The following is a 21,565-nucleotide window of genomic DNA, read 5'->3' on the forward strand; positions in this document are numbered from 1 at the left end:
GTCCTGCTCGGTGAAGGCCGCCGGTGCGTGGGTCACGGTGCCGCCTCGTCTACGTGTCGCCGTGCCCCTGCGTGAGCGCTTCGCCGACCACCAGGCCGATGGCGAGGGCGGTGACGATCGTGACCAGCTTCAGCAGGTCCTGGAAACCCTCGACATAGCCGCCGGCCAGAGTGGTCAGGCCGCGCATGCCGAGCGAGCCGACGGTGAGCGCGAAGAAGCCGGGCAGGATCAGGATCAGCCGGGGCGGGCGGCGCGGCCCGCGCGCGATCAGCGTGGCCGCGGCGGCGAGGACGACCGCGGCGACGAAGGTGCCGCCCGTCTCCCCGGCGAGCTTCGTGAGCGCCGACTGCACGCCGACGGTGACGTAGACGAGCAGGAGCAGCGGCCAGAAGAAGCGCAGGGGGATCGCGAAGGCGAGCAGGGTGCCCGCCGTGAAGACGATCCAGGCCAGGAACAGCGCCCACCGGGGCAGGTCGGAGTGGGCGGCGAGGTCGAAGAGGGCGTGGGGGGAGGCGCCGGCGAAGAGGACGCCGAGCAGGACACCGACATACAGCTGGACCAGCAGGAAGACGGAGTAGACGAGCCGTATCGCACCGGTGGTGATCAGACCGGCGACCAGCTCGGCGGTCGCCGCGCTCAAGTAGTCCCCGGGGACGAAGTAGAACAGCGCCGGGAGCATCAGCAGAACGGGACCACCGTGCGCGGGGCCGTCGGCGAACAGCTCGATCGTGACGACGGAGACCGCCGTCGACACCGCCAGCGGAAGGAACCGGTGCAGCCGGGGCACGCGGTCGGCGGTGACCGCGAGAGCCGCGGCGAGCGCGCCCAGCACGGCCGTGGTGGCGATCTCGTACCAGGTGGGCTGCATCAACGGCGCGAAACCCAGCGCGAACAGTACGATGCCGAGGAACTTCAGCCACCACGGGTACGGCACCGGCGCCGCCTCGATCTCCCTCAGCCTGCGGTCGGCCTCCGCGATCCCGGTCCGGCCTGCCCGCACATCGGCGAGGAGCGGCTTGAGCGCGGCGACCTGGTCGAGGCGGAAGACCTCCGGGAAGCCGTGCACGATGACGGTGCGGGTACCGCCGTCCGCCGCGGTGACCGTGAGCACCGCCGCCTCCGGCACCAGCAGCAGGGACGTGGCGCCGCCGAAGGCACGGGCACTGCCGGCCACGGCTCGCTCGATGAGATGGGCACCCTCGCCGGACGAGCGCAGCAGCAGGCCGGTCAGCCGGGCCAGGAACGCCGCGAGATCGTCGAGATTTGCGACCGATCGCTGCTCCACGCCGCCTCCAACGCCCGCGTCCTCGCTCCGGGAACAGGAGTTCCAGCCTGCACGGACGGCTGACTCCCGGCATCTCGGGCAGCACGGCCCCCGTCGTCCGAACGGTTCACTCGTCCTGCGTCCGGCCGCGCTCCCGACGTGCCGAAGCAAGCGGCGGCGCGGACGGAGGTGACAACGGCCGCCAACCGCACTCCGACCCGGGTGGCTCCGGCCCTGATGACCACCGCATCCGTGGCCAGTCCGCGGGCGGCGCCCACGACGGCCGTGTACGGCCTGGCCTGCGCCTCCCTCTGCCTCGTCCCGGCGATCGTGTTCCTGCTGCCGGCCGCGCCGATACAGGCCGATGCCGGCCCAGAGGCTCACTTCGCCGTCGGCGGCGGGTTTCTCGCACGCGTCGCGGTCATGAAGTCGGGCCTGCGCACCCACGGACTTCCGCTTCTGGACGACACGCTCCCGAGTCGCCGTGGCCGACCTCGGCCGTGTCCCCGGGCACATCGACCGGATCGCCTTCACGGTCAGCTCGTTCACCGGGCCCGTTGCCTGCCACCGCCGCCCACCTGCGACCGGGGCGGGCCGGCAGCAGGGTCAGTCGCGCGAGTTGCCGAACAGCAGGCGGTAGCCGATGAGCAGGACCAGTGAGCCGCCGATCGCCGCGCCCCAGGTGTATAGGTCGAAGAAGTTCTTCTCCACCGGACGGTCGAGGAAGCGGGCGGAGATCCAGCCGCCGATGAACGCTCCGGCGATGCCGATGAGCGTCGTGCCGATCAGGCCGCCCGGGTCGCGTCCGGGCAGCAGGATCTTGGCGATGGCTCCGGCGAGCAGGCCGAGGATGATCCAGCCGATGATGCCCACGTTGTTGTCCTCCGGTCGAGTCGGGCCGGGCGGAGTCCGCCGGGCGCCGACGCTGTGGATTGCCTGATTGCGCAAGCTTATGGACAGTTCCGGGGGCGTGGCGAGGGCCGTCGGCAACTGCGGTTGAGCCGTTGAGGTTTCGTCACTTGCCCATGACATCGCGCAATCCGGGAACCGGAAGGGATCGGGGTCGCGCTGATCACGATGATCACGGGAAGCGGAAGCAGCCGCGGAGGACGTGCACGAGTGTGTCCCTGACCGAGGGCGGCAACGCGTCGCCGAGCAGGCAGGCCCCGGGCCTGACCGCGGTGACGGTCGGGCTGGGCCGGCAGGCGAACACCGGCTGCGACCTGGACGCCGGCGCACTGCTGTGCGACCAGGCCGGGAAGGTGCTGTCCGACGAGCGCTTCGTCCTCCTCAACGACCTGAGCAGCCCCGACGGCTCGGTCCGCCACTCCGGCGGCGGCAGCCCCGTCGGCGGAGACGGCCGGCAGATCCACGTCGACCCCGCCCGGGCCCTGCGGACGTCGTGAAGACCGTCTTCTCGGTGTCCTCCACGAGGGCGCAGCCCGCGGCCAGGGCTTCGGCCAGGTGCACCGCGCCCACATCCGCGTCCTCGACCGGGAATCGGGCGCCGAACCGGCCCGCTACGACCTCGCGTCCGGCGGCCTGTCGAGTGAGACCGCGCTGGTGCCCGGCGAGCTGTACCGGCACGGTGCGGAGCGGAAGTTCCGTGGGGTCGGCCAGGGTTGTGCCTCCGGCCTCGAGGGCGTCGCCACCGACCACGGCGCGGACGTCCTGCGGGAGACGGCGCCGGGCCCGTCCCCCGTCACTTCGCCGCAGGCGAGCACCAGTACGTACGTGCCGCCCCGGCCACGGCCCCTGCACGACGACCGTGACGTGGTCCCCGCAGCGGGGCGCGTCCCGGCCGATCCAGGCGTGCGGTGGCTGTGCACAGCGGGTGCGGACCACGCCGCCGCCGTTCTGCACACCGCCCCAGCAGGGGTGTCTGCGGCCCGCGCCGCAGGGCTGTCCGCGGCAGGGAGACGCGCGCCGCTTCGGCACCGGCGCGCTCATCGCTGCCGGCGCGGCCGGTCCGGCCGGTGGTGCGCCGCTGAACGAGGCGTTCGATGACGACGAGCCGGAAGTGGTCGTCGACAACTACTACGGGGACCGACATACGGTCGATCCCTCTCGCGCCCGGCCGTCGGTGAGGACGGCCGGGTCTCATGGAGGCGCGGGCACGCCGAGGTCGCACGCCTACACTGGATGGGCGCGTGTGCGGCGGCTGTGATGTGGGCGGGACAGGAGAGGACCGTGTCGGAGAACGTCGGTGACTTCGAGGATCCGTCCGCCGATGTTCTGGCGGAGGCGGCCGCGGCGTTCGGGCTGCTCGCCTCGTCGGCCCGACTGCACCTGATGTGGGCGTTGTCCCAGGGCGAGAGCGACGTCACGCACCTCGCCGACCGGGTGGGCGGTGCGCTGCCCGCGGTCAGCCAGCATCTGGCGAAACTGAAGCTCGCCGGACTCGTGCGCTCGCGCCGTGAGGGCAGGCGACAGGTCTACTACGTCGACGACCCCGACGTCGTGACGGTGGTGCGCGTGATGGTCGGGCAGCTGACCGCGCGCTCGCATCACGCCTCCGCACCGGTACGCCAGCTGCGCGGGACCGGTGGCTGAGACCACTGCGGCTTCGGGGCAGCACGCCGAGACGTCCGGTCCCGTGGCCGTATCGGCGCCTGGTGGCGGCCAAGGCCTCGCCGCTGTGGGGCCTCGTCCGGGACTCGCGGCGCCGTCCGTGCTGGAAGTGCTGCGCCGGCTCGACAGTGGTCCGCGCGGTCTGACGGAAGCGCAGGCCGAGGAGCATCTGGCCCGGTCGGGCGCGAACACGGTTCCGGCCCAGCGTGCGGCCTCGTGGCCGCGGCTGTTCGTCCGCAGCCTGCGGGACCCCTTCACCGCGGTCCTGTTGTGCCTCGGGGTGGTGTCGGCCGCCGTCCTCGCCTGGGGAACCGCCTCGGTGACCCTCCTCCTGGTCGTGGTGAGCTGCGTGCTGCGCGCGTCCGGCGAGCACCGGGCCGACCGGTCCATGGCCGGACTGCGCGAGCTGGTCGCCACCACCGCCACCGTGCTGCGCCGCGCGGACGACGAGGACACGGCCGCGGCGCCGACGGTCCGCGAGGTCCCCGTGGACGAGCTGGTTCCGGGCGACGTGGTCCGGCTCGGGCCGGGCGACCTGGTTCCGGCGGACGTACGTCTGCTGCGCGCGAGCGGCCTGACCGTGCACCAGGCCGCGCTGACGGGGGAGTCGGCCCCCGTCACGAAGTGCGCGGACGACCTCCCCCGCGGGGCCGGGGGCGGCGTGTTCGAACAGCCGCAGCTGTGTTTCCAGGGCAGCAGCGTCGCTTCCGGCAGCGCCACCGCGGTCGTCACCGCGACCGGCGCGCACACCCGGTTCGCCGCCGCCCACGGCCGGGCCCCAGGCCGGGCGGAGGCGAGCGCCTTCGACCGTTCCGTGCACGGCATCTCATGGATCCTGATCCGGTTCATGCTGCTCACCCCGCCGCTGGTCCTCATGGCCAACGCGGCGCTGCGCGGGCGCGGCCTGGAGACGCTGCCGTTCGCCGTCGCGGTGGCGGTCGGGCTGACGCCGGAGATGCTGCCGGTCATCGTCACCACCTGTCTGGCCCGCGGGGCCTCGCTCCTGGCCCGTACGCACAGGGTGATCGTCAAACGGCTGCCCGCGCTGCACGACGTCGGCGCCGTCGACGTCCTGTGCCTGGACAAGACCGGCACCCTCACCCAGGGCCGGCCGGTCGTCGACCGCGCTCTCGGCCCGGACGGCCGGGACGACCCCGAGGTCCTGCACTGGGCCGCCGTGAACGCCTGGTGGACCCTGCAGCTCGCCGACCTGCCGGCACCCGACGCCCTCGACGAGGCGCTGCTGGACGCGGCCGACGAGGACACGCTCATGGCGTACGACGGGACAGCGGCCGTCCCCTTCGACCCCCTCCGCCGCCTCGCCACCGCCGTGGTACGCACGCCCGGACGTCTCGGCACGCACACCCTGGCCGTCAAGGGAGATGTCGAGGCCGTCCTGCGACGCTGCGCCCTGCCGGAGGACGACCGCGAACGGCTCCGCGTCCTCGCCGCCGACCAGGCCGACGGCGGCCTGCGCGTCCTGGCGGTCGCCACCGCCGAGCGCCAGGCGCGCGCCCGCGGCTACACCCCGGCCGACGAACGCGGGCTCACCTTCCGCGGCCTGGTCACCCTGCGGGACGCGCTCGCGCCCACCGCCGCCGACGCGCTGAACGTCCTCGACGAGCGGGGCGTCACCGTCAAGATCCTCACCGGTGACCACCCGGGCACCGCCACCCGCGCCTGCCGCGACCTCGGCATCCCCGTCGCCGAGGACGGTGTGCTCACCGCCGACCGCATCGACGGCCTCACCGACGCCGGCCTCGCCGACCTGGCCCGCCGTACGACCGTGTTCGCCCGCTGCACCCCCGAGCACAAGGCCCGGATCACCCGGGTGCTGCGGACGGCCGGGCACACCGTGGGCTTCCTGGGCGACGGCGTCAACGACCTGCCCGCGCTGCGCGCCGCCGACGTCGGCATCGCCCCCCGCGGTGCCGCCGACGTGGCCCGCGAGGGCGCCGACGTGGTGCTCGCCGAGAAGGACCTCACCGCGATCGCCCACGCCATCCGCGCGGGCCGGCACGCGAGCGGCAACATCGCCACCTACCTGCGCATCACACTGTCCTCGAACCTCGGCAACGTCATCGCGATGCTGTCGGCGGGCCTGCTCCTGCCGTTCCTGCCGATGCTCCCGGCACAGGTCCTGGTCCAGAACCTGTGCTTCGACGCGGCCCAGCTCGCCTTCGCCCACGACCGCCCGCACCCCTCGGTGCTGTGCCGGCCGACCGTGCTGCGCCCACGCGACCTGCTGCGCTTCATCACCGCCTTCGGCGTCCTCAACGCCACCGCCGACCTCGCCACCTTCGGCGTCCTCGCGTTCGCCCTGCACGGTCCGGGGACCGGGGACGACGAGGCGGTGTTCCACTCCGGCTGGTTCACCGAGAACCTGCTCACCCAGGCCCTGGTGATGCTGCTGCTGCGCGCAGGCCGCCACCGCGTCGAGGGCCACAAGCCGGGCCCGCTCACCTGGGCCGCGGCGATGCTGGCCGCCATCGGCCTGCTGCTACCGCCCTCGCCCCTCGGGTCGTGGCTCGGCCTGACCGCGCTTCCGGCTGTGTACTACCTGCTGCTCACGGCCGTTCTCGTGCTCTACGCCGGCGGCCTCCTGGCGGCCAGGACGCGCTACGAGCGACGGCGTGCGGAGCGGGGGACGGTGTGGTGAGGCACGGGCGCGCACGCGGCGAAGCGGCGACCGGCGTCTCGGGGGAGGAGAGCGCGTCGCCGGACGAATCGCCGCCAGGGCGATTCGTCGTCCGGCAGCCATGGCCTCCAGATGGGCGATAGGGTCCGAATTGCCCGGTCGGCGAGAACCAAGTCGGTCGGGCCTACCGCCGGGCTGGCGGGATGTCAGGTCTGTGGAGCCGGCGTAAGACCGATGGTTGGCACTCCAACCCTCGCCGTTTGTTCGGGTCGGCAGCTGTCGATGAAGCAGAAAGCTCAACCCGCGAGGGTTGAATCCCCCTGCTTCAGCTGGGGGAGATGTCAACGCGACGGTACTCCGCAGCCCGGATCCACTCCGGCGGTCAGGGCCGCGGTCAGGGCGCGAACACCGCGATACGCGGGGTCGCCGGTGTGCGTGGCCGGGCCATGGCGTCCCGTCAGCCACCGGAGCCGTACGACAGGTTGGAGCACAGGTCGTCGTCCGCCGAGCGGGCGTCGTCCGCCACCGAGCTGGGGACGGCGGTCGGCGCCGCCGGCGTGGAGGGGCTGGTTGCGGCGTAGGAGGCGCCCACGACCACGTTGATCCCCGACCCGCCGATGGCCTCGAGCCCGGAACCCGGGAAGAGCTTGGCGACCGTCTCGGCCTGGCTCCGCAGGCCCGTGCCGTACTGGATGACCGTGGTGGTGTGCTGCCGGCTGCTCGCGTTGGCGGTGCCGGTGACGGTGAAGCCGTGGTCGGTGAGCGTGGCGGCGGCCTTGGAGGCCAGGCCGCCGGTGGTGGTGCCGTTGTACACGGCGACGTCGATGCCGTCCCCGGAGACGTTCTCGCCGGTGCTCGGCGATGCGGCGGCGGACGCGGTGGCGGTGCCCTTCCTTCCGCTGGCGTCCTTGCCGTCGAGGGTGCGGTCGGCCTTGAGCGAGGCCCACAGGTCGGAGGCGTCCGGCTCGACGACCGCGATGTTCGCACCCTGGTAGTGCCAGGGGATGGTCACGAACTTGGTGTTGTGCAGGTCGATGTCCTTCAGCGACAGGGCGAAGGAGATCAGCTTGTTCGCCGTGCTCAGCCCCGGGTCCACGGTCATGGACCCGGTGGCGGCGGTGGCGAGCGGCAGCAGCCTGGTCGGGGTGAGGCCGTCGCTCTTGATCTTCTTGAGGAGGCTGGAGACGAAGGCTTGCTGGCGTTTGATCCGCCCTATGTCGGAGCCGTCGCCGATGCCGTGCCGGATGCGGACGTAGTCCAGCGCCTTCCGACCGGAGACGGTCTGCTCGCCCTTCTCGAAGATCAGCTCGCCCTTGGTGGTGCGTTTGGGGTTGAGGTCCTTCTGGTAGAGGTCCTGCGGGAGACACACCTTCACCCCACCGACCACGCCCGTCAGCTCCGCGAAGCCCTTGAAGTCCACGACGACCGTGTGGTCGACGCGCAGCCCGGTGAGCTCCTCCACCGTGTTCTGGGTGCAGGCCGGGTTGCCCTTCTCGGTCTGCCCGACCGAGAAGGCCGAGTTGAACATGGCGTTGGTCCGGGTCCTGGTCCAGCTGCCGTCGGGCAGTTTGCACGGCGGGATGGTGACCAGGGTGTCGCGCGGGATGGACACCGCGATCGCGTGTTTGTGGTCGGCGTAGATGTGCAGCAGGAACGCCGTGTCGGAGCGGCCGATGTCGTCCTTGCTCCCGCCGCCCAGCGCACTGTTGCCGTCGTTGCGCGCGTCCGAGCCGATGACCAGGACGTTCTTGCCCTTGGACGAGCCGGCGTCGGGGCGGTTCCTGGACAGGCCGTCACCGTCGAAGGCGTCGATGCTGCCGTTCAGCTTCAGGTAGATCCAGCCCAGGCCGGCCGTGCCGAGCAACGCCACCGCCAGCGCGATGAGCAGCGCTGTCCGCAGCGGGCTGCGTTTGCGTCGCTGCGCCGCGCGGCTGCCACGTGTCCTGCCACGGCGGGGCGGCTCCGCCCGGCGCCGGTGGCGGGAGGGTATGGCCCGATCGCTGGTGGTGGTCATTCGTGTGCCCTCGTCCGTCCGACTCATACGGAAGGGGACAACTGACCCCGCCCCATGGTTGTACAGTTGTAAAGTTGCGCAATGTGGCAATGAATCCAGATGGTGCGCGCCGTCCCGCGCGTACCGCTGGCCGGCGGAGGGAAGGGGTGGACGGGATGCTCCGTAACGCACTGGAACCCTGGCACCTGCTGATCGTGGTGATGGTGATCATCGTGCTGTTCGGCTCGAAGAAGCTGCCCGAGGCCGCCCGCGGGCTGGGGAAGTCGATGCGCATCCTCAAGAGCGAGGCCAGGGCCATGAAGGAGGACGGCGCCACGCGGCACTCCGCCGACCCGGCCGGGCACGCGACCGCTCCCGAGCCCGCGGCGCACGTCATCCAGGCCGCTCCTGGCGAGACCGCCACGGCCCGCCCGACCGCCGAGGGCCACTCGGCCCACTGAGTTCCGCGGTCGCGTCCGTCAGGGGCTGGCGATGTCGAAGCCGTACCGCAGCGGCTCGCTGGTCACGCCGTAGTCGCGGCGGTAGACATACACCCCTTCGACGTGCATGCCGTGCGGTGCTGCCTCCACTCGGCAGGGGCACGTCACCTGGATCACGCGCGGCCGGTCGGAGACCTTCATCCGCAGTCCGTCCGCGGGCCCTCCGGCGAGCACCGCGTCTTCCCATCCCGTCACGTCGGTAGTCTCCACGGCGAACAGTTTAAAGGTTGCGCAAGTCTTGGGAGTAGTGAGGCAGGTCACGACCGCTTCGGCCGCCTGGGTGGCATCGGGGAGGTCCTTGAACTCCGGCAGTTCGTCCGGGCCGAAGAGCAGGGCGGCCCGCCCGGTGCGGGAACCCGTTGCGCCAATGCTTTAGAAGTTGCGCAAGCGCGGGAACCGCAGCGGCGGGGTCGGCGTTGAAACCAGTGACCGTACAGACAGCCCGCGATCGGGAGGATGAGCCATGGGGATTTCCCTGGCCAAGGGCGGCAACGTGTCGCTGAGCAAGGAAGCGCCGGGCCTGAGCGCCGTCGTGGTCGGACTGGGCTGGGACGTACGCACCACCACCGGTGCGGACTACGACCTGGACGCCTCCGCCCTGCTCTGCGACGCGTCCGGGAAGGTCGTCTCCGACCAGCACTTCGTCTTCTACAACAACCTGAGGAGTCCGGACGGTTCGGTGGAGCACACCGGCGACAACCTCACCGGCGAGGGCGAGGGCGACGACGAGTCGATCAAGGTGAACCTGGCCGCCGTGCCGGCCGAGGTCGCGAAGATCGTGTTCCCGGTCTCCATCCATGAGGCGGAGGTGCGTGGCCAGAGCTTCGGGCAGGTGCGCAACGCGTTCATCCGTGTGGTGAACCAGGCGAGCGGCCAGGAGATCGCGCGCTACGACCTGTCCGAGGACGCTTCGTCGGAGACCGCGATGGTCTTCGGAGAGCTGTACCGGCACGGCGGTGAGTGGAAGTTCCGTGCGGTCGGCCAGGGTTACGCCTCCGGTCTGCGTGGCATCGCGCAGGACTTCGGCGTCCACGTCTGACCGCACCGCCCTCAGTCCCCCGTCGCCCGCTTGGCCATCCCCATCCCCCACGAGCGGGCGGCGGGCCCAGCCCGATGGGAACGACCCGAGCGACGCCGTCACCAGGCCGTGTTCACACGGCTACCAAACGGGCTCTCGATCAGCACCAAGCTCAATCGACGTCCTCCGGACGGGCACCACACCGGATTTTCCCGGCCACGGGGCGGGACCGACGGGGCCCGGGATGACTACCAAGGACCCCTGTTCTCACGCACGGCACCAGCCGCGATCACCTGATCGAGACGCCCGTTCGATGGACACCACTCCGTCGATGCGCACTCCGGCGGAGCGGCTGAGCGGTGGAGCGGGGCGGCTGAGGTCGGACCTCGGTGAGCTGTTGGGTGTCACCTCGCTGGTTGGCGTGGCTGCCATGCGTGCGCCTCTGGTTCCAGTCGCCGTGATCAATCGCCTGTGTCGCTCGCACTGCTCGTTCGGGTGCGTACCTCATGCGGGTTTCAGGACGGTTGTCCAGGATTGACCTCACGATACGTTTCCTCGTGAAGGCGAAAGAACATGCCGACGTACATCACGTTGCTGAACTGGACCGACCAGGGGGTCCGAAACTACAAGGACACCGCGAAGCGCGCCGAGACCTTCGGTGCAGCGGCACAGAAGACCGGGGCGAAGCTCCTGGACATCTACTGGACCGTCGGTCCATACGACCTCGTGGCCGTCGTCGAGGCACCCGACGACGAAACCGCCACCGCAGCGCTCCTGCAGCTCGGCGGGGTGGGCAACATCCGTTCCACGACTCTGCGGGCCTTCGGCCGGGAGGAGATGGAACGCATCATCGCCAAGGCGGCCGGCTGACGACCTCCGCGCACTGCACGCGACGGCGTCCGGCGAGCCGGCTCGGCAGGGCGCCTTGCGACCCTGCCGAGGTGCCCGAGTCGTCCACCTGCGGACCTGTCAGGTCCACCACCCCTCACTGTCCTACTCGTCGTTGTCGCTGCACTGGTCGCCGCGTGCTTCGCGTGCGGTGCGGCGGTTCTTCACCGCCTGGACGGAGCTTCCATTCCCGTCGCCTGCCTGCGGGCGGGGACTGCCTTCGCCGGGCCATGATGTTGATTCTGGCCGTTCTGCCCCTGCTCGGCTCATGGCTGTTGTGATCGATGCCGGGCCGGAGACCAGCGCCTGCCAAGCTGAGGGCACTACTCGCGCTCTCAGCTTGGGAAGCGATGGCGCTTGGGCGGCCGTGTGTCTGTGACCTGCGCAAACGTCGTGCTTGCGTCGTCGTGCGGGCGCAATCGCACCGCCGCTGACCGTGGTTGTCCGCTCTTACGGGCACGCTGTGGGCACGGCTTCGAGGAACGGCGGGCGGAGTGCCCGAACGCACGGGGATCCGCGCCTGGCCGGTGACGGCGGCGACGCGCTCGAAGTTCCGGTCACGGTGGAGAAGGGGCAGCCCCTCGATGTCGCATGTGCTGGAAACCGGCCGGCGGGTGCCGCACGGTCGCCATCACGGTCGTACAGGCACAGGATGGACGTGACGAAGCCGGCAAGCGACTCGGCATCCACCGGGACGCGGCAGTCGGAAGGAGGCACGACGCCATGCCCCAGTTCATGGACGTCCACCACGGAATGAAGGGCCTCACGGCCGACCAGCTGATGGAAACCCACAAGGCCGACCTGGCCATCGAGAAGGAGGAAGGCGTCCACTTCGAGAAGGCCTGGGCGGACCCGGAGTCCGGAACCGTCTACTGCCTCTCCGAGGCCCCCTCGGCCGAAGCGGTCCAGCGCATTCACGAACGCGCTGGTCACCGGGCCGACGAGATCCACCCAGTCCCCCTGACCGCGTGAAAAAAGCCCTCTGCCCACGGAGAACCTCAGGCGGGGGGCAGCGGCGGCTGCTGCCGGCGGGCGCGGATCCGCAGGCCGCGGTCGAGGCCGCCCCGCCGCTGCCCCTCGTGCCCGCCCGGAGGAGCGAAGCGACGACGGGTGCTTGAACCCGTGAAGGAAGTTGTTGCTCAGGCTTCTGCCGGGTTGTTGTCCGCTCCCGGGAGATGCTTGGCACTTCGGTCCCCGCTGATGGTTGTCAGTGGCCCCGCTCACCTGACCGACGAGGCACCGGATCCCGGGCAACCGAATCCGCCGAAACTGTGGTCTGGAGGGCGAGGGAGGGTGCTTGATGCAGGCCAAACAAGAGGCCGAGTTCCAAGAATTCGTCAGAGCGCGGTGGTCCCATCTCGTACGGACCGCGTATCTGCTCACGGGCGACGTGCACCACGCCGAAGACCTGACTCAGACGGCGCTGGCCAAGGCGTACCGCTCATGGCGGCGCGTCTCGCGCAGCGACAGCCCGGAGGCGTACATCCGGCGGATACTGGTCAGCTGCAACAGCGACCGGTTCCGCAAGCGGCGGGTTACGGAGGCTCTGACCGCGGCGCCGCCGGAGGTGGCCGGGCGCGACGAGGCCGTCTCGTGGGCCGACGAGCGCAGCACCCTGCTCGCGGCGCTGGCCGGACTGCCGCCGAAGCAGCGGGCGGTGATCGTCATGCGCTACTGGGAGGACCTGTCCGAGGCCGAGGTCGCCGAGGTGCTCGGCTGCTCGCCCGGCACGGTCAAGAGCCAGGCGTCCAAGGCGCTGGCGAAGTTGCGTACGCATCCGGGGCTCGCGCTGGTCGTGGACGAACCTGTCCGCAGCCGAGTGTCGTCCGGGCAGGGAGGCAGCAAGTGAACGAGGAGCAGAAGCCGCAGGGGACGGGAGCCGGCGGGGACTTCGAGGAGCAGCTGCGCGAGCTGCTCGCCGTGGACGCGAACACGATCCGGCCCGCGCCGGTGCCGTATCCGGCGATCCGCCGCCGGGGCACGATCGAGCGGCGGTGCCGGGTGGCAGCGGCCGGGGCGACCCTGGTGACGCTGGCGGCGCTGCCCGTGGGGGCGTACGCGCTGGCCGACGGGGGCGCGGGCGGGGACACGGCGGCGTCGGTCGGCGCCATGCCGCGGACGTCGGCGACGCCGGCCCCGACGCCGTCCGCGTCGCCGTCGGGGCCCGCGCGCCCGGCCACGGAGGGCCAGCTCCTGGACGGGATCACCTTCGGGCAGGCCGTCGACGGGCTGCAGAAGTGCCTCGCATACGACCGGTCGCACGACGCACGCCGCCCGTCCGGCTTCCGCACTGACCTGGGCGCTGCAGAGGGCTACCGGATCATCCTGGCGATGAACAGCACCGGCGACTCCAACGCGCCCGGCGATGGCATGTACGTCGTCGCGGTGAAGGAGCAACCGAAGCAGACCCGGCTGATCTGCAACGTGAAGGGCGGCGAGGCGAGCGGCCTCAACACCAGCGTGGGCTCCGACGATGTGCCGGGCGCCGGCCCCGTGCTGGCCGACATCAACGGCGGCAAGCTCTACCAGCAGTCGTTCCTCGACCGCGGCAGCTGGAAGCTGCCGTTCCGATGGGGTGTCATCGGCACCGTCGAGCCGTCAGTGGCCCGGGTGACCGTCTCCTACGGCGGCGCCACCAGCCAGGCCGCCCTGGACCACGGCTGGTTCGTCGCCTCTGGCGTCCTGAACCAGCAGGTCACCGCGGCCCCGCGCATCAAGGGTTATGACGCCGACAGCAAGCTGGTCTACGACTCCGACAAGGACAAGAACTACGAGAAGCGGCTGCCGTAGCGCCACCCGGCCCGGGGGCGCCACACAGGGGGCGGCGTCCCCGGATCTCGGTCAGCGGTGCGGCACGAGGGCCTCTCCGGTCGCCGGTGCGGACGCGGCAATCCACACCGAGCCAGAAGGCCCTCACCCACCTTGTGATCCCTGAGCCGAGAGCTCCGTCACCCTTGCGTCCGGGATGCGCCCGAGGGGCGCGCCGTACTGCTCCTGCCGGCTGTTGACGAGGAGTTGCCGCAAGTCGTCGCGCCGCGAACCGCTGAGGTTCAGGGCCTCGGTGATGCGGCGGAACGTCGTGTGGGTGACTCCGCGACCACTGGTACGGCATCTCCACCACCGCCGACTTCGAGAAAACCGTCCAGTCCATGACCAACAAGGACCCGGCCTCCTTCTGGAGGACCCACCGCATCCGGTAAACACCCCCGGCACGACCACACCCGCGGCGGTGCCTTCTCGCCGGCGGGCACCGAACTCTGCGGCGAGATCATCACAGCGACGCCGCCCGGCCGTTCGGGCTACGCCGCGGCACGATGGTGCGCGCCGGGCAGTCCTCCGAGAAGGCCGCGCTGATCCATCAGCACTTCCATCAGCACTCCGACGAGGAGCGGCAGGAGGAAGAGGTCGCCGTCGGCCTCGACACCACCGTCCGCAAGGCCCGGGCTGAGGCCGCCGAGAAGGCGTCCGAGAAGCCTTCTGGCACGAATCCGGCACGCGGCAAGTGATCACCACCCACAACGACAAGGCCCAGGCCGCTGACCTGGGCCTTCTGCATGGAGCGGGTGACGAGGACCGAACTCGCCCTCTCAGCTTGGGAAGTGACGGCGCTTGTGCGCCCACATGGCTATTGACCTGCGCAGATCCGCTGTGCTTCCCTCCCCGTGAGGGCCTGGGGCACCGCTGTTGACTGTGGCTGTCGGCTCTGAAGGGCACACCAAGGGCGCGGGTGGCGTACAGGGGCGGACCGAGGGGGTACGAGGTGTCTCGGGGCTTTGGGAGATGCATCGGGATCGCGGGCGAAGTGACCGCTGCGCCCATGCGCATACCTCGACCGGGCCTGCCCCGGCAGCGGGCGCCACGAGGCCGATGCTTCTTAATACGGCGGCCTCGTGCCCCTGCCGGTCCGTAGCGATCCTCGTACGTCCGCCGAACGAACCCCCTGACATCACCGTCACCGCTGTCGCACCGCAGGTTTCCACGGGCGTCGCCCGCGACGATGCCCGTCCTGCCGCTCGCCGGTGATGTTGCCGGCTGCGACGACCGCGTCACAGGAAGCGCACCAGTCGGAGAACACCCTCACACAGGAGCCGGGGGCGTCGTCTCGGGCGGTCTGCTGCGGTGGGCGCGACCAACGGTACTGAGAACAGCAGCAGTCGGGCTGATGTCAGCATCGTAGGCGGGGTTGCCAAGGCGATGTCCCGCACCGGAGCCGGGGGGTGGCTCGCGGGACGGCGACGGACCCGCCGCAACCCGGGCTGTGATCTTTCCGTCTTGCTTCGGAGGGCAACTCTTCGTGAGGGAAAAGCGGTTCCGGCCGGAAGGTGACGAGCGAAACCCACCCTGATATGACCAACATCTAACAAAGCGGCCAAGAATTGAGACACATACCACCGCGGGAATTTTCGCGAATAGACCGGGGAACCGAGTTCTCCGCGAGGCGTCGACCACGGGCGAGACTCTGGGCCGTGGCGGGTGTCGCGGCCCTCGGATTCCTCATCGTGCTGGAGTTCGCCGCGCGTCGCTACGGCCTACCAGGGCCGATCACCAACCAGGTGCGAGAGGTGGTGGCCGCCCCCAAGTCGGGCGGCCTGCTGTACGCCGCCATGGCGTTGATGATGGTGGTCCTCACCTGGCGGCAACGGTTCATCGCGGCGGGTGCGGCGATCGGTATCGATATCGCCTTCTCGCTGGTCCGGTGGGCGGTGGACGCCAAGACGACCGACGGCCACCCCTTCGGCAACGGCGCATTGTGGGTGATTCTGGGCTACGCGGTCATCGCTGTCACTCGCCGCACCGGCCGGGAACGCGTCCTGCTGCTGAAGGGCGTCGGGCTGGGCCTGCTGCTGGTGGCCGGCCGCAAGACCGGCGACACATGGCTGCTCATCACCTCGAAGACCCGCCCGGCGGTGCTCGACCAGTACGTGGCAACAGCCGACCACGCGCTGGGCGATCCGTCATGGCTGGTAGGCCGGGTCGTCACGGCCACCGGCCCCATCGGCTTCAATTTCCTCGACACCGTCTACGGTCAGCTCGCGGTGGCCGCGGTCGTCGTCGCGCTGTACCAACTGCGCGGCGTGGCGGTCGAGCGCCGCTTCCCGGGCCATCACCTGGTGCGCACCTTTCTGGTGATCGGCCTTCTCGGGCCGGCCTTCTACATGATCTTCCCGGTGGTCGGACCGATCTTCGCCTACGGCACCGGCACCGAGTACTGGGCGCCGATCAGCCTGTGGTCGCCGGACATTTCGTCCAGCGGGCACTGGGCGGTGGCCGACCTGTGGCCGCAAACGCCACCGCCGATCAACACCCCGCACCCCATGCCGTTCGACGGGATCACCCCGCGGAACTGCATGCCCAGCCTGCACACGGCGTGGGCCGTCGCGATCTTCATCCATTCCCGGAAGGGCCCGCGCGTTCTGCGGTACGGGGGCACGTTCTGGCTGATCGCCACGCTCGCCGCGACGCTGGGATTCGGCTACCACTACGGCGTGGATCTCATTTCCGGCGTGGTGTTCACGCTCACGATCGAGGCAGCTCTGCGGTCGTACGACCGCGGCTGGGACCGGTCAGGGATCCGGCTGGTCGCATACGGAACAACGGTCTTCGCCGCGCTGCTGGTGTCCTACCGCTTCCTGCCGTTGAAGATGGCCGAGCATCCGTGGGTGTCCGGACCACTGCTCATGCTGGCGATGACCTCAGTGGTCTACGGCTACGTACGGACCACCGCAGCGTGGGAACCGAGGGCCGCACCAGCGCGACGACCGGAACCGCAACCAGAACCGATCTGAATCGTGGTGCACCGGGTTGCCGGCTGCGCGCCGCCCGAGTGAGGCCGGGATGTCGGCGTCACAAGGGCACCCGTGCCATCGAGGCGCCGACCTCAGGCCATTGCCGCCCCGCACGACGCAGGCCCCACCACTGGGGGTCGCCCCCTCCTGGACCGGCTGAAGGGATCGGGACATCACCTCAAGGAGCCAGAGGGATGCGGCTGCCCGTATGGGTGCGAGCATCACTCGCGTGTCCGGGATCGGGCATGGAGAGGTCGCCGCTCCCGACGGCACCGTACGTCATGTTGAGGCGCTTGGCGGCAGGTTGGACCTGGTCGCCGTCTTCGGTGACCACATGCTGCGGATGCCGACAAGCGGTGATCAGGGCAGCGCGGCGGCGTAGCGGGCCCGGAGGTTTTGGGGCGGTGTCATGCGGCGCGCACCGCCCCGCAGTGTTCTTACAGAGACCGGCCGGTCTCAATCAGGCGCTCGTGCCCGCCGCGCGCCCGATCTCCGAAGGTGCGGAGGGGCGAAAAGTGCCGCGAAGTCGGTGGCAAAGCGAAAGTCCCAGGCCACTGACCTGGGACTTCTCTCTGGAGCGGATGACGAGGATCGAACTCGCGCTCTCAGCTTGGGAAGCGACGGCGCTTGCGCCCGCTTTGCGGCCCTGACCTGTGCGGATGCCTTCAGCTGACGGTAGGCGTATGGGTCCGACGGTACCGCTGTTGATCCTGGTTGACCGCTCTCAAGGGCACGCGAAGGGCACGGGGCGCAGAAGACGTGACCGAACCGCCCATGCTGCTCGCGCTGTGCTCGGAGGTGCGCGGCGCGCATGCCGGTCCTCGATGTGCCGTTGCGGTCGCACATGCCTGCCATGGTCCCGGCCGCCGGTCGGGAGTGTGTGCGCGGGCACCGTGGTGGCGTCGATGCCGTCGGTTTCTCATGGGCCCCGTTCGAGCCGAACGGCCCCGCGTCCACGCGCGCTCAGCTGGAAGGGGGACTGGAACTGTCGGTCGATCCTTTCGCGGCACGGCGGTATTCGGCGTTGATGCGCCGGGCTTCCTCCAACTGGTCCTCGCGGGAGTACCGGCGATGTCCGCCCTCGGAGCGGAGCGGAGTGATCAGACGGGCTTCGCCGAGGGCTCGCAGGAAATCCGGGGTGGTGCCGAGCATCTCGGCGGCCCGGCCGATCGTGTACGCGGTAGTCATCGTCGTTCAGGCGATCACTGAGCGGATTGCCTGCTGTCATGTCACCTCGTTGCGCGACGCGTCGAGGGGCCCTGGTGCCGTACAGCACCAGGGCCCGAAGGAAATTCGACACCACGTGTCGGCTCTACTGCGCAGGGAGGCGGCCGACCGGACGGCGGGCCCGGTCGCCTCACGCTCAGGAGCGGGCCGGAACAGGCCGCCGAATAGAATCGCTTCCATGTCGAACGCTGATGAGCTGCTCATCGCCGTCGCCGCCATGGTGGAGTCGGAGCCAAGCAATCAGATGTCGCTGACCGTGGTCGTCGGTGGTGCTGTCATCACCGGCCGACTGGCTCCCGAGGCCATGTGGCGGGAGCGCGTTTCGGAGGTCCTGAGGGACTCGGACCGTCTTGGCCCGTTCTCCGAGGTCTTCACCGGCCATCGGGGAAAGGGGCGGCCCGACCGTGGCGAGGCACCCACGCATCTGCACTTTCATCTCGCGCGGATCGTGCAGGGCAGTGTCGGTATCCCGGAGACGGGTGGGATGTACCGTGTCGCGATCAAGGATGTCAGCGCCTGGACCGTGGGCGATTTCAGCTACTCCGAGCAGTGAGACGCCGGCCCTGGTGGCGGCTTCCGCCCGTTCTCATACGCCGGGCACGGCCTCGGGACGGGCGTGGCAGGTGAAACGGTACGGTCACGCCTTCATGGTCGAGGGCGGCCAGCAGCGGCGCCGGCATGGCGAGATCGGCGAACGACTCGACGGCGGGCAACGCGGGCGTGACCGTCTTCGGTAGCGCGAACTCGTTCCTGGGCGCGGTCTGCCGACGTCCGCCGCCCTGGGAGCGGCGCGGAGCGCCGGAGCGGTTGGCGGCAGAGCCCCCGAAGTGGCGGTATGCGTGGGTTGTGCGTGCAGTGCGTGCGCGGTTCATGCGGAACCTTCCCCGATGTGGGCGCGTATCAAGGAATTTCCACAGCAGAATGAATGGCGCAGAGAATCGCGAGAAAGAGTCGGAAATGACGGGGTCGAATCACCCTGAAAATGAAACGAGCTGGGGCCCGCACCCCAAGGTGCGGGCCCCAGCTGCAAAGTATGCGTTAGCGCCGGTGTCAGGCGGGAACGATGTTCTCGGCCGTCGGGCCCTTCTGGCCCTGCGCGATGTCGAACGACACCTTCTGGCCTTCCTGGAGCTCACGGAAGCCCTGGGTGGCGATGTTCGAGTAGTGGGCGAAGACGTCGGGGCCGCCGCCGTCCTGCGCGATGAAGCCGAAGCCCTTTTCGGCGTTGAACCACTTCACGGTGCCGGTAGCCATGTCATTTCTCCTTCGGAAACGGTGCTCGGAGTCCGCCTTGCGCGGGATCCGTGTCGCCGTGATGATCAGCCCGTCGGAAAATGAACCTTCTGGCAACCACAACTGCAACTGGTTCGACAGTAGCACGGAGGCCTCGGCCATGTGCGGCGAACCGTTCCGCTCCGCCTGCCGAGAGCTGAATATTCACCGCACTCCGTGCCGATTTCCCCGCTCGGGCCGGAGATGTTTATTCGCCCGGGAACGCAGTGTCGCTGTCCAGCGTTTCCCGCCACAGCGCCATGGCCTGCCCGGGCGGGGCTGTGGGACGAAGCGCGATCGTCAGTGGACGGGACGCCGGCGAACGTGTCGACGACCCGGTGCCGAGATGAAGGCCACACCGGGGCGGAGTGCAACGGCCGCTCCGCCGGCACGTTCCCGGCCGGTCGCCGGTCGCCGGTCGCCGGTCGCCGGTCGCCGGTCGCCGGTCGCCGGTGGCCCGACTCGGGTGGCTGTAGTGACCGGCATGCGCCGGAGACGACACCCTCCCGGCCTTGCCGCCCGGCCCGTTCCACGCTCTGGTGCCGGCTCCGGGGACGTGAGCATCGCCGTCATCGTTCAGTCCTCGGTGCTCGAGCCTCGGTCCCGGTCACGGCACGGGCAGGCGCAGGGCGAGCAGGGCGATGTCGTCGGTGCTGCCGGGTGGCATCCGGGCCGACAACTGGTCGCACAGGGTGTCCAGTGGTTCGTGGGCGAGGGCGAGGGCATGGCGGCGCAGCCGGCCGAGCCCGGTGTCCAGGTCGCTGCCGGGGATCTCGATCAGGCCGTCGGTGTAGAGCAGGAGCGTGGACCCCGGCGGCAGGGCGTGGGCGGCACTCGGCCGCCGACCCGTGACGCCCAGGCGGGCTCCGAGGAGGAGTCCCTGACCGGCTTCCAGGTACTGCGCGTTCCCGTCGGGGGTCAGCAGCAGGGGCGGCGGGTGCCCGGCACTGGTCCAGTGCAGCGTCCACGGGCCGTTGTCCGGGCCTTCCACCCGGGCGAGGACGAGGGTGGCCATCGGTACGGTCGTGATGGCGTGCATGGCGTCGTCGAGGCGGTCCACGACGGCCCCCGTCGGACCGGTGCGGTCCCAGGCGAGGGAGCGCAGGATGCCGTGCAACTGCGCCATGCCGGCCGCGGCGGTCAGATCGTGGCCCACGACGTCGCCGATGACCAGGGCGAGCGTGCCGTCCCTCAGTGTGAACGCGTCGTACCAGTCGCCGCCGACCTGAGAGCCGGCCGGAGCGGGCTGGTACCGGGCGGCCAGCTGGATCCGGCCGTGCTGGGGCAGCGAGGGAAGGAGGTTGCGCTGCATGGCCTCGGCGACGGCGCGCTGGCGGCCGAACCGGCGGGCGTTGTCGATGACTGGACCGACCCGGCGGCCGATGTCGCTCACCACGTCCAGGTCGCCGGTGTCGAAGGGACGTGCCGGGTCGGTGCGCACCAAGGTCAGGGCACCGGTGACCTGCCGTCCGGTGCCCAGCGGCACCGTGATGGCGGATGCCGCGCCGGTTGCTGAGAGGAAGGCGCTGTGGACGGCGGCCAGAGGGGAGTCGGGCGGTGCGCCCATGTCCGCCCGGTCCTGCAGGACGGGATCGCCTCCGTTCAGTACCTGGACCAGGGGCGAGTGGGCCGTCTCCCCGGCCGGGGGCAGATGACCGCGCCAGTCCTCCTGTCCGGCGTCACGGCCCTCGGGGCCGGTCACGGCCACCCGGTGCACCTGACGGGAGCCGACCCGGAGGTCCACCGCCGCCCAGTCGGCCAGGCGGGGAACCAGAAGCCGGCCCAACCGGGCGAGGGCCTCGTCCACCTCCAGGGTCTGGCCGAGCACGTCGGTGATCTCCGCAACGAGTGTCAACCGCTCGGTGAGTCCCTCCAGGGCGCTCGTATGGGCGGCTCGTTCCGCCTGTTCCACCGCCTGTTCCGTACGGTCCGCCTGTTCTGCGCGTTCCGCGCGTTCCCGGCGGGCACCGCGATCCGCTGCGGTCTCGGCGATCAGTACGACCATGCCCTGGGAGACGCCGCCGTCCGTCAGGGGCGAAGCCGACCAGGAGACCGGGATCAGCCGTCCGTCACCCCGCAGGCACCTGTCGTCCCCGCGCGCCGAACGCCCCTCGGCCAGCGCCCGCAGCAGCGGGCAGTGCTCTCGCGGGATCCGGGCGCCTTCCGGGTCCCGATGGCACAGGTCATGGACGTCCTGGCCGTACATCACCGCTGCCGCGCGACCCAGCAACTGCTCGGCGGCCGGGTTGACCGCGACAATCCGCCCCGCCGGGTCCACCACAGCCACGGCCGTGCCCAGCTGCTCGATGACCTGTTGCCACAGACCCGGTTCCGCCGCCGACAGCCGCCACTCACGCTCTCCGCTGGGCTTCACGCCCTCCACCACGCCGCCCTTCCCCTCACGGAAC

At 70.5% G+C, this 21,565-nt stretch carries 17 protein-coding genes and 3 pseudogenes; 12 read left to right on the forward strand and 8 right to left on the reverse strand.

What is annotated here, in order from left to right:
* Positions 1-49: 49 nt before the first annotated feature.
* The gene (locus ACX25U_RS18415) at positions 50-1,285 is read right to left on the reverse strand and encodes a threonine/serine exporter family protein (protein ID WP_454393454.1); all 1,236 of its coding nucleotides are present in this window, start codon (positions 1,283-1,285) and stop codon (positions 50-52) included.
* Between the two features lie 585 nt (positions 1,286-1,870).
* On the reverse strand, positions 1,871-2,137 hold the full coding sequence (locus tag ACX25U_RS18420) for a GlsB/YeaQ/YmgE family stress response membrane protein (protein ID WP_454394352.1): 267 nt from the start codon (positions 2,135-2,137) through the stop codon (positions 1,871-1,873).
* Between the two features lie 248 nt (positions 2,138-2,385).
* Here ACX25U_RS18420 and ACX25U_RS18425 point away from each other — a divergent pair.
* From ACX25U_RS18425 to mgtA, 3 genes and pseudogenes are all read left to right on the forward strand, one after another.
* A pseudogene (locus tag ACX25U_RS18425) lies at positions 2,386-2,935 on the forward strand (TerD family protein); the annotation flags it as partial.
* Between the two features lie 495 nt (positions 2,936-3,430).
* Positions 3,431-3,817, forward strand: a complete 387-nt coding sequence (locus ACX25U_RS18430; protein ID WP_454394354.1) for an ArsR/SmtB family transcription factor — start codon at positions 3,431-3,433, stop codon at positions 3,815-3,817.
* Positions 3,810-6,494, forward strand: a complete 2,685-nt coding sequence (mgtA, locus tag ACX25U_RS18435) for a magnesium-translocating P-type ATPase (protein ID WP_454393456.1) — start codon at positions 3,810-3,812, stop codon at positions 6,492-6,494. Before ACX25U_RS18430 ends, mgtA begins: the two co-directional genes overlap by 8 nt.
* Positions 6,495-6,930: 436 nt before the next feature.
* On the opposite strand, the gene ACX25U_RS18440 is transcribed toward mgtA, so the two are convergent.
* Positions 6,931-8,487, reverse strand: coding sequence for an LCP family protein (locus ACX25U_RS18440; RefSeq protein WP_454393458.1), 1,557 nt, complete (start codon positions 8,485-8,487; stop codon positions 6,931-6,933).
* A gap of 155 nt (positions 8,488-8,642) precedes the next feature.
* On the opposite strand from ACX25U_RS18440, the gene tatA reads away from it, so the two are divergent.
* Positions 8,643-8,927, forward strand: coding sequence for a Sec-independent protein translocase subunit TatA (gene tatA, locus ACX25U_RS18445; RefSeq protein ID WP_454393460.1), 285 nt, complete (start codon positions 8,643-8,645; stop codon positions 8,925-8,927).
* Between the two features lie 18 nt (positions 8,928-8,945).
* On the opposite strand, the gene ACX25U_RS18450 is transcribed toward tatA, so the two are convergent.
* Positions 8,946-9,176 carry a hypothetical protein gene (locus ACX25U_RS18450; protein WP_454393462.1) on the reverse strand — a complete coding sequence of 77 codons (231 nt, stop codon included), beginning with the start codon at positions 9,174-9,176 and terminating at the stop codon, positions 8,946-8,948.
* Between the two features lie 253 nt (positions 9,177-9,429).
* On the opposite strand from ACX25U_RS18450, the gene ACX25U_RS18455 reads away from it, so the two are divergent.
* From ACX25U_RS18455 to ACX25U_RS18475, 5 genes are all read left to right on the forward strand, one after another.
* Positions 9,430-10,005: a TerD family protein gene (locus tag ACX25U_RS18455; RefSeq protein ID WP_454393464.1), complete on the forward strand. Its 576-nt coding sequence runs from the start codon at positions 9,430-9,432 to the stop codon at positions 10,003-10,005.
* 552 nt (positions 10,006-10,557) lie between these two features.
* Positions 10,558-10,854: a GYD domain-containing protein gene (locus tag ACX25U_RS18460; RefSeq protein WP_454393466.1), complete on the forward strand. Its 297-nt coding sequence runs from the start codon at positions 10,558-10,560 to the stop codon at positions 10,852-10,854.
* Positions 10,855-11,595: 741 nt separating this feature from the next.
* Positions 11,596-11,844 (forward strand): SCO4226 family nickel-binding protein, encoded by a 249-nt coding sequence (locus ACX25U_RS18465; RefSeq protein WP_454393468.1) that lies wholly within the window; start codon positions 11,596-11,598, stop codon positions 11,842-11,844.
* A gap of 328 nt (positions 11,845-12,172) precedes the next feature.
* The gene (locus tag ACX25U_RS18470) at positions 12,173-12,721 is read left to right on the forward strand and encodes a SigE family RNA polymerase sigma factor (RefSeq protein WP_454393470.1); all 549 of its coding nucleotides are present in this window, start codon (positions 12,173-12,175) and stop codon (positions 12,719-12,721) included.
* On the forward strand, positions 12,718-13,662 hold the full coding sequence (locus ACX25U_RS18475; protein ID WP_454393472.1) for a hypothetical protein: 945 nt from the start codon (positions 12,718-12,720) through the stop codon (positions 13,660-13,662). Before ACX25U_RS18470 ends, ACX25U_RS18475 begins: the two co-directional genes overlap by 4 nt.
* Positions 13,663-13,785: 123 nt before the next feature.
* Here the strand turns inward: ACX25U_RS18475 and ACX25U_RS18480 are convergent.
* A pseudogene (locus tag ACX25U_RS18480) lies at positions 13,786-13,968 on the reverse strand (hypothetical protein); the annotation flags it as partial.
* A gap of 218 nt (positions 13,969-14,186) precedes the next feature.
* Between ACX25U_RS18480 and ACX25U_RS18485 the strand changes: the two are divergent.
* Positions 14,187-14,378 (forward strand): hypothetical protein, encoded by a 192-nt coding sequence (locus ACX25U_RS18485; protein WP_454393474.1) that lies wholly within the window; start codon positions 14,187-14,189, stop codon positions 14,376-14,378.
* 960 nt (positions 14,379-15,338) lie between these two features.
* Positions 15,339-16,658 (forward strand): phosphatase PAP2 family protein, encoded by a 1,320-nt coding sequence (locus ACX25U_RS18490; RefSeq protein WP_454393476.1) that lies wholly within the window; start codon positions 15,339-15,341, stop codon positions 16,656-16,658.
* Positions 16,659-17,621: 963 nt separating this feature from the next.
* On the opposite strand, the pseudogene ACX25U_RS18495 reads toward ACX25U_RS18490, so the two are convergent.
* Positions 17,622-17,886 (reverse strand): annotated as a pseudogene (locus ACX25U_RS18495) (MerR family DNA-binding transcriptional regulator).
* Positions 17,887-18,063: 177 nt separating this feature from the next.
* Between ACX25U_RS18495 and ACX25U_RS18500 the strand changes: the two are divergent.
* Entirely contained in the window at positions 18,064-18,438 is a 375-nt protein-coding gene (locus ACX25U_RS18500; protein WP_454393478.1) for a hypothetical protein, read from the forward strand.
* Between the two features lie 497 nt (positions 18,439-18,935).
* On the opposite strand, the gene ACX25U_RS18505 is transcribed toward ACX25U_RS18500, so the two are convergent.
* Positions 18,936-19,139, reverse strand: coding sequence for a cold-shock protein (locus ACX25U_RS18505; protein ID WP_454393480.1), 204 nt, complete (start codon positions 19,137-19,139; stop codon positions 18,936-18,938).
* A gap of 625 nt (positions 19,140-19,764) precedes the next feature.
* Positions 19,765-21,531 (reverse strand): SpoIIE family protein phosphatase, encoded by a 1,767-nt coding sequence (locus tag ACX25U_RS18510; RefSeq protein ID WP_454393482.1) that lies wholly within the window; start codon positions 21,529-21,531, stop codon positions 19,765-19,767.
* Positions 21,532-21,565: the final 34 nt, after the last annotated feature.

This window comes from Streptomyces sp. JNUCC 63 (assembly GCF_054366325.1).

Bases quoted from the DNA above. Each gene is read 5' to 3' on its own strand.
- ACX25U_RS18430 (WP_454394354.1), top strand. From the start codon at position 3,431: ATGTGGGCGGGACAGGAGAGGACCGTGTCGGAGAACGTCGGTGACTTC.
- ACX25U_RS18440 (WP_454393458.1), bottom strand. From the start codon at position 8,487: ATGACCACCACCAGCGATCGGGCCATACCCTCCCGCCACCGGCGCCGG.
- tatA (WP_454393460.1), top strand. From the start codon at position 8,643: ATGCTCCGTAACGCACTGGAACCCTGGCACCTGCTGATCGTGGTGATG.
- ACX25U_RS18455 (WP_454393464.1), top strand. From the start codon at position 9,430: ATGGGGATTTCCCTGGCCAAGGGCGGCAACGTGTCGCTGAGCAAGGAA.
- ACX25U_RS18460 (WP_454393466.1), top strand. From the start codon at position 10,558: ATGCCGACGTACATCACGTTGCTGAACTGGACCGACCAGGGGGTCCGA.
- ACX25U_RS18465 (WP_454393468.1), top strand. From the start codon at position 11,596: ATGCCCCAGTTCATGGACGTCCACCACGGAATGAAGGGCCTCACGGCC.
- ACX25U_RS18470 (WP_454393470.1), top strand. From the start codon at position 12,173: ATGCAGGCCAAACAAGAGGCCGAGTTCCAAGAATTCGTCAGAGCGCGG.
- ACX25U_RS18485 (WP_454393474.1), top strand. From the start codon at position 14,187: ATGGTGCGCGCCGGGCAGTCCTCCGAGAAGGCCGCGCTGATCCATCAG.
- ACX25U_RS18500 (WP_454393478.1), top strand. From the start codon at position 18,064: ATGTCGAACGCTGATGAGCTGCTCATCGCCGTCGCCGCCATGGTGGAG.
- ACX25U_RS18505 (WP_454393480.1), bottom strand. From the start codon at position 19,139: ATGGCTACCGGCACCGTGAAGTGGTTCAACGCCGAAAAGGGCTTCGGC.